General features: G+C 53.9%; 16 protein-coding genes. 7 read left to right on the top strand and 9 right to left on the bottom strand.

The window, feature by feature from the left end:
• The first annotated feature begins 69 nt into the window (after positions 1 to 69).
• Positions 70 to 966, top strand: a complete 897-nt coding sequence (locus SPL01S_RS11955; RefSeq protein WP_232246021.1) for a fimbrial protein — start codon at positions 70 to 72, stop codon at positions 964 to 966.
• A gap of 61 nt (positions 967 to 1,027) precedes the next feature.
• Here the strand turns inward: SPL01S_RS11955 and SPL01S_RS11950 are convergent, their stop codons facing one another.
• The 3 genes from SPL01S_RS11950 to SPL01S_RS11935 form a co-directional block, all read right to left on the bottom strand.
• The gene (locus SPL01S_RS11950; RefSeq protein ID WP_063200010.1) at positions 1,028 to 1,486 is read right to left on the bottom strand and encodes a helix-turn-helix domain-containing protein; all 459 of its coding nucleotides are present in this window, start codon (positions 1,484 to 1,486) and stop codon (positions 1,028 to 1,030) included.
• 205 nt (positions 1,487 to 1,691) lie between these two features.
• Positions 1,692 to 3,269: a malate:quinone oxidoreductase gene (locus SPL01S_RS11945; protein ID WP_063200009.1), complete on the bottom strand. Its 1,578-nt coding sequence runs from the start codon at positions 3,267 to 3,269 to the stop codon at positions 1,692 to 1,694.
• Positions 3,270 to 3,703: 434 nt separating this feature from the next.
• Positions 3,704 to 4,543 (bottom strand): NmrA family NAD(P)-binding protein, encoded by an 840-nt coding sequence (locus SPL01S_RS11935; protein ID WP_063200006.1) that lies wholly within the window; start codon positions 4,541 to 4,543, stop codon positions 3,704 to 3,706.
• A 97-nt stretch (positions 4,544 to 4,640) separates the two neighbouring features.
• Between SPL01S_RS11935 and SPL01S_RS11930 the strand changes: the two genes are divergently transcribed.
• Positions 4,641 to 5,264 (top strand): TetR/AcrR family transcriptional regulator, encoded by a 624-nt coding sequence (locus tag SPL01S_RS11930; RefSeq protein WP_063200080.1) that lies wholly within the window; start codon positions 4,641 to 4,643, stop codon positions 5,262 to 5,264.
• Between the two features lie 6 nt (positions 5,265 to 5,270).
• On the opposite strand, the gene SPL01S_RS11925 is transcribed toward SPL01S_RS11930, so the two are convergent.
• From SPL01S_RS11925 to SPL01S_RS11910, 4 genes are all read right to left on the bottom strand, one after another.
• On the bottom strand, positions 5,271 to 5,831 hold the full coding sequence (locus SPL01S_RS11925; RefSeq protein ID WP_063200003.1) for a GNAT family N-acetyltransferase: 561 nt from the start codon (positions 5,829 to 5,831) through the stop codon (positions 5,271 to 5,273).
• A gap of 151 nt (positions 5,832 to 5,982) precedes the next feature.
• Positions 5,983 to 7,410: an alkaline phosphatase gene (gene phoA / locus SPL01S_RS11920; protein ID WP_063200000.1), complete on the bottom strand. Its 1,428-nt coding sequence runs from the start codon at positions 7,408 to 7,410 to the stop codon at positions 5,983 to 5,985.
• A gap of 138 nt (positions 7,411 to 7,548) precedes the next feature.
• Positions 7,549 to 8,256 carry a glutathione S-transferase N-terminal domain-containing protein gene (locus SPL01S_RS11915; RefSeq protein ID WP_062870217.1) on the bottom strand — a complete coding sequence of 236 codons (708 nt, stop codon included), beginning with the start codon at positions 8,254 to 8,256 and terminating at the stop codon, positions 7,549 to 7,551.
• A 63-nt stretch (positions 8,257 to 8,319) separates the two neighbouring features.
• A complete protein-coding gene (locus tag SPL01S_RS11910) occupies positions 8,320 to 9,003 on the bottom strand; it encodes an ArsR/SmtB family transcription factor (RefSeq protein WP_063199997.1) in 684 nt (227 codons plus the stop codon).
• A 74-nt stretch (positions 9,004 to 9,077) separates the two neighbouring features.
• Here SPL01S_RS11910 and SPL01S_RS11905 point away from each other — a divergent pair, with 74 nt between their 5' ends.
• Both SPL01S_RS11905 and SPL01S_RS11900 read left to right on the top strand, forming a co-directional pair.
• Positions 9,078 to 9,425 (top strand): antibiotic biosynthesis monooxygenase family protein, encoded by a 348-nt coding sequence (locus SPL01S_RS11905; protein WP_063199994.1) that lies wholly within the window; start codon positions 9,078 to 9,080, stop codon positions 9,423 to 9,425.
• Between the two features lie 195 nt (positions 9,426 to 9,620).
• A complete protein-coding gene (locus SPL01S_RS11900; RefSeq protein ID WP_063199991.1) occupies positions 9,621 to 10,121 on the top strand; it encodes a P-loop nucleotide/nucleoside kinase family protein in 501 nt (166 codons plus the stop codon).
• Between the two features lie 96 nt (positions 10,122 to 10,217).
• Here the strand turns inward: SPL01S_RS11900 and SPL01S_RS11895 are convergent, their stop codons facing one another.
• The gene (locus SPL01S_RS11895; RefSeq protein WP_063199988.1) at positions 10,218 to 10,649 is read right to left on the bottom strand and encodes a hypothetical protein; all 432 of its coding nucleotides are present in this window, start codon (positions 10,647 to 10,649) and stop codon (positions 10,218 to 10,220) included.
• Positions 10,650 to 10,682: 33 nt separating this feature from the next.
• On the bottom strand, positions 10,683 to 11,990 hold the full coding sequence (locus tag SPL01S_RS11890; protein WP_063199984.1) for an MFS transporter: 1,308 nt from the start codon (positions 11,988 to 11,990) through the stop codon (positions 10,683 to 10,685).
• Positions 11,991 to 12,647: 657 nt separating this feature from the next.
• Here SPL01S_RS11890 and SPL01S_RS11885 point away from each other — a divergent pair.
• The 3 genes from SPL01S_RS11885 to SPL01S_RS11875 all read left to right on the top strand — a co-directional run bounded on the left by SPL01S_RS11885 (position 12,648) and on the right by SPL01S_RS11875 (position 15,360).
• Positions 12,648 to 12,830 (top strand): hypothetical protein, encoded by a 183-nt coding sequence (locus SPL01S_RS11885; RefSeq protein ID WP_063199981.1) that lies wholly within the window; start codon positions 12,648 to 12,650, stop codon positions 12,828 to 12,830.
• A 250-nt stretch (positions 12,831 to 13,080) separates the two neighbouring features.
• Positions 13,081 to 13,506 carry an MchS3 family protein gene (gene mchS3 / locus SPL01S_RS11880; protein ID WP_063200077.1) on the top strand — a complete coding sequence of 142 codons (426 nt, stop codon included), beginning with the start codon at positions 13,081 to 13,083 and terminating at the stop codon, positions 13,504 to 13,506.
• A 261-nt stretch (positions 13,507 to 13,767) separates the two neighbouring features.
• Positions 13,768 to 15,360: an ABC-F family ATPase gene (locus tag SPL01S_RS11875; RefSeq protein ID WP_073972047.1), complete on the top strand. Its 1,593-nt coding sequence runs from the start codon at positions 13,768 to 13,770 to the stop codon at positions 15,358 to 15,360.
• Positions 15,361 to 15,720 lie beyond the last annotated feature (360 nt).

Below are 15,720 nucleotides of genomic sequence, written 5' to 3'. Positions count from 1 at the left end.
ATGGTAGGCGGTCAAAGTGCTTATGCCGCCTGTTCTGTCAGAAGTGGTTACAAGGCGCAGGTGATCAATATGAAGCTTGGGCGTGTGCTGGTGACCCCAGGCAGCCAGGTGGGCGACACTTTGGTTACCGGCCAGTTTCCAATCAATGAAGTCAGTAATATCGCCAGTTGCTCAAGAGGCGGCAGCGCGATTGGTTCGATCATGCAGGGCCGCGCTACCAGTTTCACCAATGTGTGGAGTACCAATATTCCGGGTATCGGTATTCGTTTGTACCGTGAGGCCGGCTCGGTGAGTAACTTCTACCCTCATACCTTGAACTTTTCTGGTAATTCCAACGTGACCCTTAACGGTGGTTACTTCAAGATCGACGTCGTTAAAACCGCGGCCCAAACAGGCACCGGCCAGCTGACTACCGGGCTCTATACCAACTATTACATGGACGGTACCGGCCCTGGGTTGCCGCTGTTGCAATCGATAGTCGATGCCAACAGCCTGACGATCGTCACTTCCACCTGCAATGTGGACAGCGGTTCCAAAAATAAGGTGGTTAATCTGGATACCGTCACGGCAGCCTCTTTTGGCGCTGTCGGCTCAACCCAGGGTGAGAAGGCGTTTGATCTCAATATTAACTGCGTTGGCGGCGTCGGTGAAAATCTGCTGCCAGGCAATGCCGGGCAGGGGATTGTGAATGTGCGTTTTGACTACACTCCGGACAGTTCTAATGCGCCTGGCGTGATCAAATCGCAATCTGGCGCCAATACGGCTTCCGGCGTTGCCGTGCAGTTGTTGACGGGCAGCACCACGCAGCCTATCAAGAACGGTGACGCGGTCAACGCAGGCCGAACCGTACCGAACCAGGCCAACACCCTGACCTTGCCGCTGAAAGCCCGTTACTATCGTACCGGCACTACGATCAAAGGCGGCAATATCCAGTCGACCGCAACCTTTACCATCGAATACAACTGAGTATTGCGGGCATTAAAAAAGCCAATGGGATTGCCCATTGGCTTTTTGCTTTTTATCCGCCTTAGCGCTGGCCCATCCAATGAGTGCAGGCACCCTCCACGCATTTCCCTGCATACCACAAGTGCGCGCCCGACGGCTCGTGCCGATGCCCGTTCTGCGGCGTGATGGGTTGCGGACGCATCTCTACCACGTCCCAGCGCGTGGTGCGGCGATACACCGCCGGCGTTTTGCCGAACTGTTTTTTAAATGCGCGTGAAAATGACGGCTGGGAATCAAAGTGGAACTGCAGGGCGATGTCGAGAATAGGGCGAGGGGTCGAACGCAGCGCCTGCGCGGCCTGTGACAGGCGGCGCTCGCGGATATAGCTGCCCAGCGCATGGCCGGTGGTGCTGCGGAACATCCTTTGCAGGTGCCACTTGGAGTAGCCCGATTTCGCCGCCACGTTATCTAACAGCAACGGTTGATCCAGATGAGTTTCAATCCAGTTCAGTAAATCGTGAATGATATTGACGCGATCCATTGTTTAAGTTCTCCCGCGGTACGACATTCAGGTCACAGTAGGTAAGAGTAATTATCCAAGCTAGTTCTTTGATAATAGGCCGCTGAACCGGGTTACGCAAGTGTTAACTGGAGGGCTAAAGGTGGCTAAACGTGCTCTTCGAGCTGCGGAGAAACAGAAAAGGCCGCACGAGGCGGCCTTGAGGGAAGGGGGAACAAACGTCGAATCAGTGAGTTTCCGGCTTCACTTCGATATAGTCCAACTGCAAGACGCTGCTGGTGTAGCCGCGGATCTTGTTGGTCATTTCAATGTCGCCGTTCAGCTTGTGACCATAGGATGGAATGATCTCTTTCAGCTTGCTCTGCCATTCCGGCGTCGCCACTTTATCTTTGAACACTTTTTCCATCAGGTGCAGCATGATTGGCGCAGCGGTAGAGGCGCCCGGCGATGCGCCGAGCAGGGCGGCGATGCTGCCGTCCTCGGAGCTGACCACTTCGGTGCCGAACTGCAACACGCCGCCTTTCTCATCGTCTTTCTTGATGATCTGCACGCGTTGGCCGGCGGTCCACAGCTTCCAGTCGGCCTGTTTGGCTTCAGGGAAGTACTCTTTCAGCGCAGCGAAACGGTCATCGTCGTTCATCATCAACTGGCCAACCAGGTATTTCACCAGGTCGAAGTTATCCAGCCCGACGTGGGTCATCGGCATCAGGTTAGACGTGCTCAGAGAGTGCAGCAGATCGAACAGCGAACCGTTTTTCAGGAACTTGCTGGAGAAGGTGGCGAATGGCCCGAACAGGACGACGCGCTTGCCATCCAGCATGCGGGTGTCCAGGTGCGGAACCGACATTGGCGGCGAACCTACGCTGGCCAGACCGTAAACCTTGGCCAGATGCTGATTCGCCACTTCCGGATTGGTGGTCACCAGGAACTGGCCACCGACCGGGAAACCGCCGTAGCCGTCAGCTTCAGGAATGCCGGATTTCTGCAACAGTGTCAGAGAGGCGCCGCCTGCCCCGATAAACACGAATTTGGCGTTAACGGTGGTTTCTTTACCGTCACGGTTCAGATCGGCCACGGTGACGCGCCAGGTGTTGTCGGCGTTGCGTTTGATATCGCGCACTTCATGGCTCAGGTTCAGCTTGAAGTTAGGATTTTTGGTCAGCGTATCCACCAGTTGATGGGTGATCACGCCAAAGTTGACGTCGGTACCCAGCGGCATGCGGGTCGCGGCAATTTTCTGCGCCGGATCGCGGCCGTTCATTACCAGCGGCGCCCACTGTTTAATCTGGTTGGCGTCTTCGGAGTATTCCATCCCGCGGAACAGGGTGCTGTGCTGCAGCGCCTCATAGCGTTTGCGCAGGAAGTTGACGTTATCGTCACCCCAGACAAAGCTCATGTGCGGTACGCTGTTAATAAAGGATTTTGGATCTTTCAGGACGTTATTTTTTACCTGATAAGACCAGAACTGACGAGAAATTTCAAAAGACTCGTTAACCACCACGGCTTTGCTGATATCAATGGTGCCGTCTTCTTTCTCCGGGGTGTAGTTCATTTCGGCGAAAGCGGAGTGGCCGGTACCGGCATTATTCCAGCCGTTGGAGCTTTCTTCCGCAACGCCGTTCATGCGCTCATACATGTCGATGGACCAGTTCGGCTCCAGTTCATGCAGGTAAGTCCCCAGGGTGGCGCTCATGATGCCGCCGCCAATCAGTACCACATCGACGGTCTTGTTCTCTTCTGCTGCAGCCTGTTGCGTGATGCCGAACAGATTCAGACAGAAGATCAGGACGAGTAATTTTCTCATTAAATCAAATCTCTTATGTGTAAATTCTACTCATTGCAGGTGAAAGAATTTATCGGGAGTTACCCTGGAAATAAGCCAAAACAGACCGCCCGGCATGAGCCGAATTGCAGTGATAATGTCTTTTTGTTAATAGTTTTCTTTAACGAAAAGTGGATTATTACAGGCTACCTGGAGGCGGAGTGTTCAACTCAGGTTACTGAGGGGATATTATTGTTTGCAAGAATGTTAAAAACTACTTTTGTAACTAAAAAAAGAGAAATATAGGCAGGAATAATTCATTTATTATTGCGGGCTAAATATAACCGCTAAATTAGCAGGGTTTAATTGCCGTTGATTTAAACGATATTTCATTATCACACAATATTTAGCGATGAATTGCAAAGGCTAGCCGGTAACAAAAAGAAAATGGCCGCCGTAGGGCGGCCGGCATCCGATTAGCGCGGTTGCCAAATACCGCGGGTTGCCGTGTCGGCGGCATAGGTGCTGAAATCACGCGCCGGGCGCCCAAGGCTGCGTTGAACGTCGTCGGTCAGTGATGCATTGCGCCCATCCAGTACCGTACTGAACAGATACTCCAGCAAGCTGACCATCTCCTCCGGCAACTGCGCTTCGCGCAGATAACCGACATAATCGGCTATCGGCACTTGCTGATAGAGAATCTCACGTCCGCTGGCGGCGGCAATCTCGCTAATGGCTTGTTCAAACGTCATCAGTCGCGGGCCGGTTAGTTCATATACCCTATTGCTGTGGCCGGGCTGAGTGAGAGCGGCGACCGCGATGTCGGCGATATCATCGGCATCAATAAAGGGCTCTGGAATTTCGCCCGGCGGCAAATAAACCGTGCCGTTCAGCAGCTCATCGAGAATAAAGCTTTCGCTGAAGTTTTGCATAAACCAGCTGGCGCGCAATATCGTCCAGTCCGCGCCGCTGCGCTCTACCATTTCTTCTGCCTGGCGAGCTTCGTCTTCTCCGCGCCCGCTGAGCAACACGATCTTTTGCACACCCCCCGTTACCGCCTGTCGGCAAAAACGTTCAATGGTGTCGATGGCGCCCGGCACCGCCAGATCGGGCTGGAAGCTGAGATACACCTTTTTCACATCCTGTAAGGCCGGTTGCCAACTGCCGCTGTCCTCCCAGTCAAAAGGAATGGCGGCGCCACGGTGGCCGGGGCGTACGGCCACGCCTTGCTGTTGCAAACGCGCTGCTACACGGCTGCCGGTTTTACCGGTGGCGCCTAAAACCAGTATCGGTGAGGTCATATCGCTGTTATCCATCGTTCATCTCCAAAATGTGAGTGTTACTCATGTTTTGTAAATATGATAAACCCTCGTATTATTGTCAAGGCAGTTTTTGGTTCAAAGGACGATGCTGATGAATGACAAGCAAAAAAATCCGCCCGCGTTGCGGCGTAAACCCAGCCAGACGCGGAGCCGTGAGAAGGTGGCGCTGATCCTGGATTGCGCTACCGCGCTGATAGCCCGGCAGGGCAGTGATGCGATGCGCATGAGCGAAGTGGCGCTCAATGCCGGTATTTCCATTGGGGCGCTGTACCAGTACTTCCCGGATAAGACCGCTATCGTGCGCGTGCTGGCACAGCGTTATAACCAGGAAGCGCGTGAATGCATTGAGCAGTGTTTAACTGAAGTGCAGAATTTTCCACAACTGATCGCGGCTTTTAGCTGCCTGATTGACGAATATTATGCCCTGTTTATGGCTGAGCCCGTCATGCGGGATATCTGGGCGGCGACGCAGGCCAACAAAACGCTGCGCGAAGAAGAGGTGGCGGAAAGCCGATTGAACGGTGCGTTGTTGGCGGCGGCGATACGGCGTTTGCGGCCACAGGCGGATCCTGTTGCGGTTGAAAATGCCGCTTTTCTGCTGATGCACCTGGGGGAGGCGACGATGCGCCTGGCGGTCAGTACCGGCCCCGATGAGGGCCGTGAACTGGTGGAGAGCTATAAGCAAATGGCGGCGAAGGTGCTGGCAGATGCCTAGAACGTGCTACGGCAGCCTGCGCTGCCATTCTTCGTTCAACAAGGCGTAAATAAACTCGTCGCCCCATTCGCCGTTGAAACGGTCGTTTTGCCGCAGGTGCGCCTCTTTGCGCATGCCCAGCCGCTCGACCACGCCGACCGAGCCCTGATTGGCGGCATCGAGCCGGGCAAAGATGCGGTGGCAGCCCACTTCGCTGAACCCGCGATCGAGCACCGCACGCACCGCTTCTGCGGCATAGCCTTTACCGGCGTAGAGCGGGTTGAAGATATAACCGATCTCTCCTTGCAATGCCGCGCGGTTGGCCAGTTTCAGCAGCACTTCACCGATCAATTCCCCACTGTCTGGCAGGGTGACCGCACAATAAAAGATATCGCCATCCTCACTGAAACGCGAAGCCACCGCCTGGGAAAGCTGTTCTTCCAACTGCGCATCGCTCGGCGTGGGGGCGTACAAATACCGATAAACCTCCGGCAGGCGGTGATAAGCGGCGTAGGCATTGAGATCGGCAGGGGTAAAGCGGCGTAGCCGCAGGCGTTCGGTGGTCAATGGCAGGCTAATCAACTGCAAGGGTTCATCCTTTTCATCTGGGCGCTTTGGCGCGAAGTGAAGACGCAAGGGTGAATATAGCCGTTAATCGATCATTTTTAACCTGTTAAAGCCGCTTCTCCCCCTGATATTCAGGAGGAGAAGGGATAGAGCAAGCTACCCGGCAACCAACTTACTTGATCGCCATAGCGTCACGCATGGTGTAGAACAGGTCGGTCTGATCGGTCAGGCCCACGATGTTAGCCGCACGCGGGCCGTAGGCGGCAACGCGCAACTGGGTGCCGGTGTGTCCCTGAGAGCCTTCCTCCGAGTTACCGTAGCTGATGGTCATTGGCGCACCATCTTTGGTGGTCAGCGTTTGCGTCAGGCCTGGCGCTTTGGCATCGACGGCAATAATCTGGCTGGAATGGGCGTGGTCGGCGGTGACAATCACCAGCGTGTTGCCGTCGGCGCGGGCGAAGGCCAGCGCTTTCTGTACCGCTTCATCCAGATCGACCGTCTCGCCGAACTGGCCGCAAGGGTTGGCTTCATGGTCCTGCTTGTCGATCGATGCGCCTTCCACCTGCAAGAAGAAACCGTTCTGCTGGTTTTTCAGCAGATCTATCGCTTTTTCGGTCATCGCCGCCAGCGTTGGGATGTCGGCAGTACGTGCCGGGTTGTTCTCGCAGGTGACCGCCGGTTGGTCGATATTACCGTGATGCGAGGCTTTCGGGCCCTGCCAGCGCACCGGCATATTGCCGGCGGCAAACAACCCCAGCAGCGGTTTTTGCTGATTGGCTACGCTGATGGCATTCAGGCCGTCGAGGTTTTCCACCCACTGATAACCCAGCGCGGTTGCCTGGTCTTTCAATGATTTTCCCTGCCATTCGCCGCTTTTCGCCAGCTGATTAAAGGATTTCGCTCCACCTCCCAGCGAGACGTCGGCACGGGTTTTGAGCAATTGCTCGGTGATCGAGCCGCGGCCGCCATTCTCCAGCGCGTTGGTGGCGCATTTTTCGCTGGTTTCTTCCGGGCCGTAACATTTGCGTGAGGTGACATGCGAAACCTGAGCGGCCGGTGTGGCGTCCTGCAGCTCGGCGGTGGAGACGTTACCGGTGGCTTTGCCCGCCGCCTTGGCGATCTCCAGCAGTGTCGGCTGGTCCTTGCCGTTGACGTCAACTCCCAGCGCGCCGTTATAGGTTTTTACGCCGGTGGACCATGCGGTCGCCGAGGCGGCGGAATCCGTCACGTAATCCGGTTTGTGGGTTTTCTTATCCAGCGAGTAATGGGTGTATTGGCCGGTCAGCGGCAGGGCATCAATGCCTTTAAAATAGCCGCCCGCGCCTTCTGCGTAGTTGCGCGCCGAGGTGATTTCAGAATCGCCCATGCCGTCGCCGATCAATAAAATCACGTTTTTAACCGTTTTGTCAGACAGCGAGGCTTTCAGCGCGGCGGTTTGATCGCCGCTCAGACGGCGTGCGCCGCCCGGCTCCACGATGTTACCGCGCGCCGCGCGCTCGGAAAGACCCGCGGTATTGGCCGGTGTTTCATCGGCGAAGGCGGTGGAACAAAGCAGGGCGGATAACACGGCGCCGGCGATCAAAGAAACGGGCTGCAGCATGGGAAAACTCCTTGTCGTAATAATAAAACACAAATAGCATCAGTTTGTTACGCAGGGAGAGTAGTGCAGAGGTGTGACACTTTTATGACGATGCGGGGGGCGAAAATGGGATAGCCGCCGGCTATCCCAGGCAATAAATTAGTCGTTACGGGCGGGAATAGTCAGGCCGCGTTGTACTGCCGGGCGCGCCAAACCGCGCTCCAGCCATTGCCCCACCCGTGGGAAACTGTCGAACTCCACCAGTTCGCGCGCTTCGTAGAAACCGATCAGGTTACGCACCCAGCCCAGCAGTGAAATGTCGGCGATGGTGTAATCCTGGCCCATGATCCAGTCGCGGCCTTCGAGGCGGCTTTCCAGCACGCCGAGCAGGCGTTTGGATTCATTTTTATAACGCTCCAGCGGGCGTTTATCTTCGTATTCACGCCCGGCGAAGCGGTGGAAGAAGCCGAGTTGGCCGAACATCGGGCCGACCGCCGCCATCTGGAAAAATACCCATTGGATGGTTTCATAGCGCTGCGCGGGATCCTGTGGCAGGAATTGACCGCTTTTCTCTGCCAGATACAGCAGGATGGCACCGGATTCAAACAGCGCCAGCGGCTTACCGCCTGGGCCATCGGGATCGATAATCGAAGGGATTTTACCGTTAGGGTTCAGCGACAAAAACTCCGGTGTCCAGGTTTCATTCTTGCCGATATCGATCAGGTGCGCTTCATAAGGCAGGCCGATCTCTTCGAGCATAATGGACACTTTTACGCCGTTAGGCGTTGGCAGCGAGTAAAGCTGCAGCCGTTCCGGATGTTGCGCCGGCCACAGTTTGGTGATGGGGAATTGGGTTTGATCGAGCATGAGGAGTCCTCGGGTTGACGGTTTGCCTATTGAGTATTGCACCAAAGCTAACGCGTTGCGGGGTTAAACCGTGAGGTCAAAATGTGCTTTCAGAGCATTCTTGCCGGTGGCGGTGAGTTGCAGCTCGCGGCTATCGAGCCGGCGCCTTATCCAGCCGCGTTCGATAAAGGCGTTAAGTAGCGCTGCGCCAAGTGCGCCGCCAAGGTGAGCCTTGCGTTCGCTCCAGTCCAGGCAGCCGCAGGCGAAGCGCCGCCGTGAGGGCGCAGGCGCGCAGTCGACGCCCAATCGCGCCAGGGCGGTCTGCCCCGCATCGCTCAGCCGGTAGTCTTCCTCGCCCACCAGCCAGGCTAACTGATGCAGACGGTCATGCAGTTTTACCGCCACTTCACCGGCCATATGATCGTAGCAGGTGCGGGCGAATTGCAGCGAGGTGGGGGTTGTGCTTTTCACCGTCGGCCGTTCGACGCCGGCCAGCGCCATCAACGTTTCCAGCACATCGGCCACCGGCTGCCCCGCCAGGCGGAAATAGCGATAGCGCCCCTGTTTGACGCAGGCGATCAACCGTTGTTCCTGCAAGCGCGCCAAATGCCCGCTGGCGGTAGAGGCGGCGACGTCCACCGCGGCGCTGAGTTCGGTGGCGGTATAGGCGCGCCCGTCCATCAGCAGGCACAACATGCGCGCACGGGTACGGTCGGCGATAGCGGCGGTCAATGCCGCCAGGCGATCTTCGATATCGATGTCATTCATAGTTCGAGATTAGGCGAAGTATGGCTGTAGGTCTAGCCTTAGGATAGGGTTAATCTTCCTGACAGGAACTTTCTATGATTGCCGTTATTTTTGAATTGCAGGCCGCCGACGGGCAGCGTGAAACCTACCTTAAACTGGCGGCAGAGCTAAAGCCGCTGCTGGCGGAGATTGACGGATTTATCTCCATCGAGCGCTTTCAAAGCCTGGCCGATCCGCAGCGGTTGCTGTCGCTGTCCTTTTGGCGGGACGAAGAGGCGGTAAAACAGTGGCGCAATATCGAGCAGCACCGGGCTGCGCAGGCGCGTGGCCGCCATGATGTGCTGGCGCACTACCGCCTGCGGGTGGCTGAGGTGGTGCGTGACTATGGTTTGGAGCAGCGGGATCTAGCGCCGCAGGACAGCCGCGGCTATCACGCAGGTTAATGCAACGCTGGTTTCGCTGTTGACAGCCCTTCCGGTTTTATTCTATTGATAGTGGATGAACAAAAACCGACTTGTATTCGCGCAGATTATTATCACCATTCTCAGAGTGGTGGGATAGCGCGTCTCTTTCAAGCCAAAACCCGCCAGTAAGGCGGGGCATCTCTCCTCCTGCTGGCCATCACCCAGGAGGACGTCATGGAAAATCACCCCCAGGCTGTTTTACATCTGATGTGCGGCAAAGCCGGCTCAGGCAAGTCAACGTTGGCAAACCGCTTGTCGCTACAGCCGCAAACGCTGTTGATTGTTGAGGACAGCTGGCTGGCGACGCTGTATGAACAACAGATGGCCGGGTTGCAGGATTACGTCCGCTATTCGGCCCGGCTGCGGCAGGCATTGAGTGAACATATTGTACAGCTGCTGCATCATGGGCTGTCGGTGGTGCTCGATTTTCCGATGAACACGCCGGATCGTCGTCTTTGGGCCAGGCAATTGGCAGACGCCGCCGGTGTTGGTCATTGTCTGCATTTTCTGGACGTCAGCGATGTGCAATGCAAGAGCCGGATAAAACTGAGAAATGAGCAGGGCGATCATCCTTTCGTGCTAAGCGAAGAAACCTTCGATCTGCTTACCCACTACTTTGTTTCCCCTTCAGAGGAAGAGCGGCTGACTGTGGTCAGATATGGCGATCAGGCCTGAGTCAGCCCGTTTGAGGGATGTGGTTTCAAACGCGGTATCGACAGCGACCTCGCTCTGCGGTGCAGAGCGGGTGTTATCTCTTGTGCTAACGGAAAGTTATGCCAGCGCGTTCCAACGCTGTATAAGCCCCAGCAGATGAACCAGACCTATGCAGAGACATATCAATGAGCTTATGACGATGAATCTGTGGCTGCGGCCGGTATTGCGCAGCGCAACGGGGCCTGCGATACCACGCAACAAATAGATAAACGTGATGAAGCACAGCGCGGGGCGCAGCAATGGCAGCGGCGCAATAATGCCGGCGCCGGCCAAAGCGTACAGCGCCCAGATAAACAGCACCAGGGCGATACCCGCGGTCGCGATGGCCGGAAATTTCTTGCCGGCTTCGGCAGCGCGGATAAAGCGATCGCCGGCGCCGCACAGGCGATATCCGTGCGGCCCCGCCTTGATCACCCAAACATGCACCAGGGCCGCAATGGCGCTCAGTCCTGCGCCCGTCAGTAATGCCAAATTATAAGGGGTATCCATACTTCTCTTCGCTCCTGGGATAGGACTATTGCGTCAGTTTTTGTGACGCTCCTTGAACACCGTAGTGGCAATCAGGCTGATAGTCAGCATGCCGGTGACATACCAGGCCGGCGCCATAGGATTGCCGCTGACATCCAGCAGCCAGGTGACGACGAGCTGCGCCGACCCACCAAACAGCGTAACGCCGAAGGCGTAAATCATTGAGGTGCCGGTAGCGCGGACATGGCGCGGTAGCGCAGAGACGATCAGCATGGTGCTCGACAACATATTGATCCCTAAAGCGCCAATCAGCAAGATGCGAAAGAGGATTGCCAGCCACAGATAGTGTGTGGAGCCCAGGAACCAGAACGTGGGATAAATCAGTATCAGGGCGGCAAAGATAGAGAAAAGCAGCGGCCTTTTGTAGTTTTGTACCCGATCGACATAACGGCCGGCGAAATAAACGGCGACGATTTGCACCACGGAAGCAATGCAGCTGAAGAGATAGGCGGTTGGCGCGGCAATGTGATAGGTCTGCATCATATAGGTCGGCATATACAGCAGCACAATATAAACCATCACGGTGCCGGACATAATGATCAGCATCCCCAGCAGCAGGTCTTTAAAGTGATTGCGCAGCACATCCCAGACCGGGTTAACCGGTGGGCGTTCTTGATCCGCAACCTCGCCGCTATAGGTTTCTTCCAGGTGTTTACGGATATATACGCCGACGGGAATAATCAGCAGGCCGACGATGAAAGGCACGCGCCAGCCCCAGGAATAGAGGGCTTCTTCCGGCAGAAAATAGGTCAACAGCAGCCCGAAAGAGGCACCGAGCAAGGCGCTGATGCCTTGGCTGATCGCCTGCCAACTGACAAAGAATCCCCGCTGGTTGGCCCCGGCCGACTCCAGCAGCAGGGTGGTCGCAGACCCCACTTCACCGCCGGCGGCAAAGCCCTGAATCAATCGCCCGACCACGATCAGCATCGGTGCGAAGATGCCAATCTGCGCATGAGTGGGGGCGAAGGCGATCAGCGCCGTGCCGACGCCCATCAGAACAATAGTCATTAACATGGCGGCCTTACGCCCGACCCGATCGGCGTAGGCTCCCAACACCATGCTGCCCAGCGGCCGCATAATAAAGCCGACGCCAAAAACGGCCACCGACATTAATAAAGAACCGTAGGCCGTGTCGCTGGGGAAATACAGTTTGCCGATAATGGCTGCAAAGAAGCTGTAAACGGTGAAATCGAAGATCTCCAGTCCGTTACCGAGGCTGGCGCCAAAAATGACCTTATAATTTATCTTTTTCTTTTCGATCGTCCGATTCTCGGATAACTCGTTTTCAACAGTGTTTGTCATTATTTCAATCTCTCGCGATGGGTGGCATGTTTTTATTGTTAATGTTTCACCAGTGATACCTGAGGGATGCTGTTTGTTGCGATCACACTTTTGCAGTCTCTTGTTTACATATACTTGTATGTACAACTATATGCAATACGGGTTATTTTCGGTGTGAAAATGGAGGTTAATTTGTTTAACTTGTTGTTTATTTGGTGATTTATTCTGGTTGTGATAAGGGTGTCAACTCTGCCTGGCTGACGATTTAGTGACCTGCCACACACAAAGGATCCGATTCCTTGTGGGTTTTAAGAGGTGAATCACAATTTTAATCGTAGAGAGGAATCTGCGGTGGTATGGTTCTGCCGTAGCAATAAAAATTGCTACTTGGCCTGAAGGAGAGGGTAAAGGCAAAGCATTTACTTAATCCAGGGGAGTAATGGTTTATTACCCGTAGGTTAACGTTATTTTTTTGTTGAGATGTTTAACGTAAATATTGGCTCTCTCTATCACTCCGATGATACGCCTGATGGTTTTTTTAGGCCTGCCTGTGAGTAATTAATATTTTTTGTGAATTTAATTTATTTAAATAATCGTTGTGGTGAATACAAATATGTTTTCTCGAACGCAGACAGGAATACGAGTAATCCAGGATATTGAGACGTCTCGCACAACCTGATGCCGGCGGAGCAACTCGCCGCGCTTGGCGTACGCCGGGTGAGCGTCGGCTCATGGATCCCGCAAAGCCTGTGGACGCACACCGCCAGATTGGCGGCAGGTTTTCTGGCTGACGGCAGTTCCGAACCGCTGTTCGGTGATGCAGCGCCTTACTCGCACATCAACGGTTGTTTCCCCGATTAACGAGTCAGGATGCCGGATGGGGGATTATCGCATTCGGCATGTTCGGGGAGCGGGGGCGGTTTCAAAAAATGGTTGAAGAAAAGTAAGGTTACGGTTGATGCTCGTATAATAAGAGTATATGAATCAAGCTATTTTATAGATTTTAATGAGTCATGTTATTAATAAAGCTATAAGTTTTCTATTTGCAATGATTTTATTTATGTGGTTAGGTTGGCATAAGGTAAATGATTTGTGAATGCAGGTGGGCTTTATGAAAAGGATTTTTATAGTTGCTACTTTGTCTTTTACTTCGTTATGTTCTCTCTATGGCTACGCAAATGAAAAGGATTATGAGGTTATAGAAAGTAATCTATCGCAGACCCGTTACTTTTCCTTAGGAATGAACGGCTTTGTTGGCAGGATTAGTGAAGGAGAAGTTGCTGTAATAGATATTCTTAAAAGCAAGAGCGCAACTGATATTTTTTTGAGAGTAGCCAATAATCCCAAGGCAACGCCGGAAAGTAAACTTTATGCCGCTTGTGGATTGAAACAACTAGGTAAACTAAATAATAACGACGTCAAATCCATTTTTGAAAAAGAGTGGGATGATGATGTTTCTGTATTGAAAGCAGACATTTTAAGAAAAGAAAAATTTAAACATTTATATTTTGGTATTTTAAATCACGGATGCATGTGAGTAAATTTGCTGAATTATTCTATTTCTTGGGGAAGTGGCTCATGACAACCTTCAAGCGCTAATAGTTTCACCGGTATCCCTCCGTCAACGGGCGGGCTTGCATTACGCCGAGCCACGGGGCCGGCATGCCGGGTTAACCTTATGATCCTCTGCCGCCGCACCTTTGCTCAAATTGTCACCGAAACTTCCCGCGATCTCTTATCCTCGTTATGGCATAATGCGCGCCAAATCACATTCCCAATGATATGAAGAGCGAGCGCTGTGTTAAGCACTAACAACATCACTATGCAGTTTGGCAGTAAGCCGTTGTTTGAAAACATCTCCGTCAAGTTTGGCGGCGGTAACCGCTACGGTTTGATCGGGGCCAACGGCTGCGGCAAATCCACCTTTATGAAAATCCTGGGTGGCGATCTGGTGCCGAGCGGCGGCAACGTGTTCCTCGATCCGAACGAACGCCTGGGCAAACTGCGTCAGGATCAGTTCGCTTTCGAACAATACAGCGTGCTGGACACCGTCATCATGGGCCACCACGAGCTGTGGGCAGTGAAGGAAGAGCGTGACCGCATTTACGGTCTGGCCGAAATGAGCGAAGAAGACGGCTACAAAGTGGCCGATCTGGAAGTGGCTTACGGCGAGATGGACGGTTACACCGCCGAAGCGCGCGCCGGCGAACTGCTGCTTGGCGTAGGCATCCCGGTTGAACAGCATTACGGCCCGATGAGCGAGATCGCGCCGGGCTTCAAACTGCGCGTATTGCTGGCGCAGGCGCTGTTCTCCGATCCGGAAATCCTGCTGCTCGACGAACCGACGAACAACCTGGACATCGATACCATTCGCTGGCTGGAGCAGGTGCTGAACGATCGTAACAGCACCATGGTCATCATTTCGCACGACCGTCACTTCCTGAACATGGTCTGTACTCACATGGCGGATCTGGACTACGGCGAGCTGCGCGTTTATCCGGGCAACTACGACGAATATATGACTGCGGCCACTCAGGCGCGCGAGCGTCTGGTTGCGGACAACGCCAAGAAGAAGGCACAGATTAACGAACTGCAATCGTTCGTGAGCCGCTTCAGCGCCAATGCCTCCAAATCCAAGCAGGCGACCTCTCGCGCCCGCCAGATCGACAAGATCCAGCTGGAAGAAGTGAAGGCCTCAAGCCGTCAGAACCCGTTCATCCGTTTTGATCAGGACAAGAAACTGTTCCGCAACGCGCTGGAAGTAGAAGCGCTGACCAAAGGCTTCGATAGCGGCCCGCTGTTCAGCAAGTTCAACCTGATGGTTGAAGTGGGCGAGAAAGTGGCGGTGCTGGGCCCGAACGGTATCGGTAAATCCACCTTGCTGAAAACGCTGGTGGGCGACGCCCTGCCGGACAGCGGCAGCGTGAAGTGGTCCGAAAACGCCAAGATCGGCTACTACGCTCAGGATCACGAATACGAGTTCGATGACACCCTGACGGTATTCGACTGGATGAGCCAGTGGAAGCAGGAAAAAGACGACGAGCAAGCGGTGCGCAGCGTGCTGGGCCGTTTGCTGTTCAGCCAGGATGACATCAAGAAGAAAGTTAAGGTGCTGTCCGGTGGTGAAAAGGGCCGCATGCTGTTCGGCAAGCTGATGATGCAGCGCCCTAATATTCTGGTTATGGATGAACCAACCAACCACCTGGATATGGAATCCATCGAATCGCTGAACATGGCGCTGGAAATGTACGAAGGTACGTTGATCTTCGTTTCCCACGACCGTGAGTTCGTCAGCTCGCTGGCGACGCGCGTGCTGGAAATGACGCCGACCAAGGTTATCGACTTTACCGGCAACTACGAAGACTATCTGCGTAGCCAGGGTATCGTTTAACTCTGCTTAGGCAGTCAAAAGGCGGGAGCATTCCCGCCTTTTTTGTCTCCGTTATAGTGCAGAGTAAAATGCTCTTTTGAAATTCTGACATAAACTCCTCAAATATCGTTCACTATCTGCATTTTCCCCCGTAAGTATAAAATCTGGAATGCATGTCTTTTATTTATCGTAAAGTGAGTATAGAGGCTTGGTTTTATTATTTTAAGCTGCACGCATATTTACCTGATTCGTTAATGCCATTAATTAACCTTGCCATAAAATTCGCTAAAAATCGGTTGCGCGAATGAATTATATATTTAAGTAGTTGCTGGTTTTAGTTTTTTAACCTTGTTTTTAATAAGGCTGAAAATATCTTGATAT

Origin of the sequence: Serratia plymuthica NBRC 102599, assembly GCF_001590925.1 — a bacterium.
Taxonomy (GTDB): Bacteria; Pseudomonadota; Gammaproteobacteria; order Enterobacterales; family Enterobacteriaceae; genus Serratia; species Serratia plymuthica.
The sequence above is the reverse complement of the archived record's forward strand: the minus strand, read 5'-3'. Positions and strand labels throughout refer to the sequence as shown.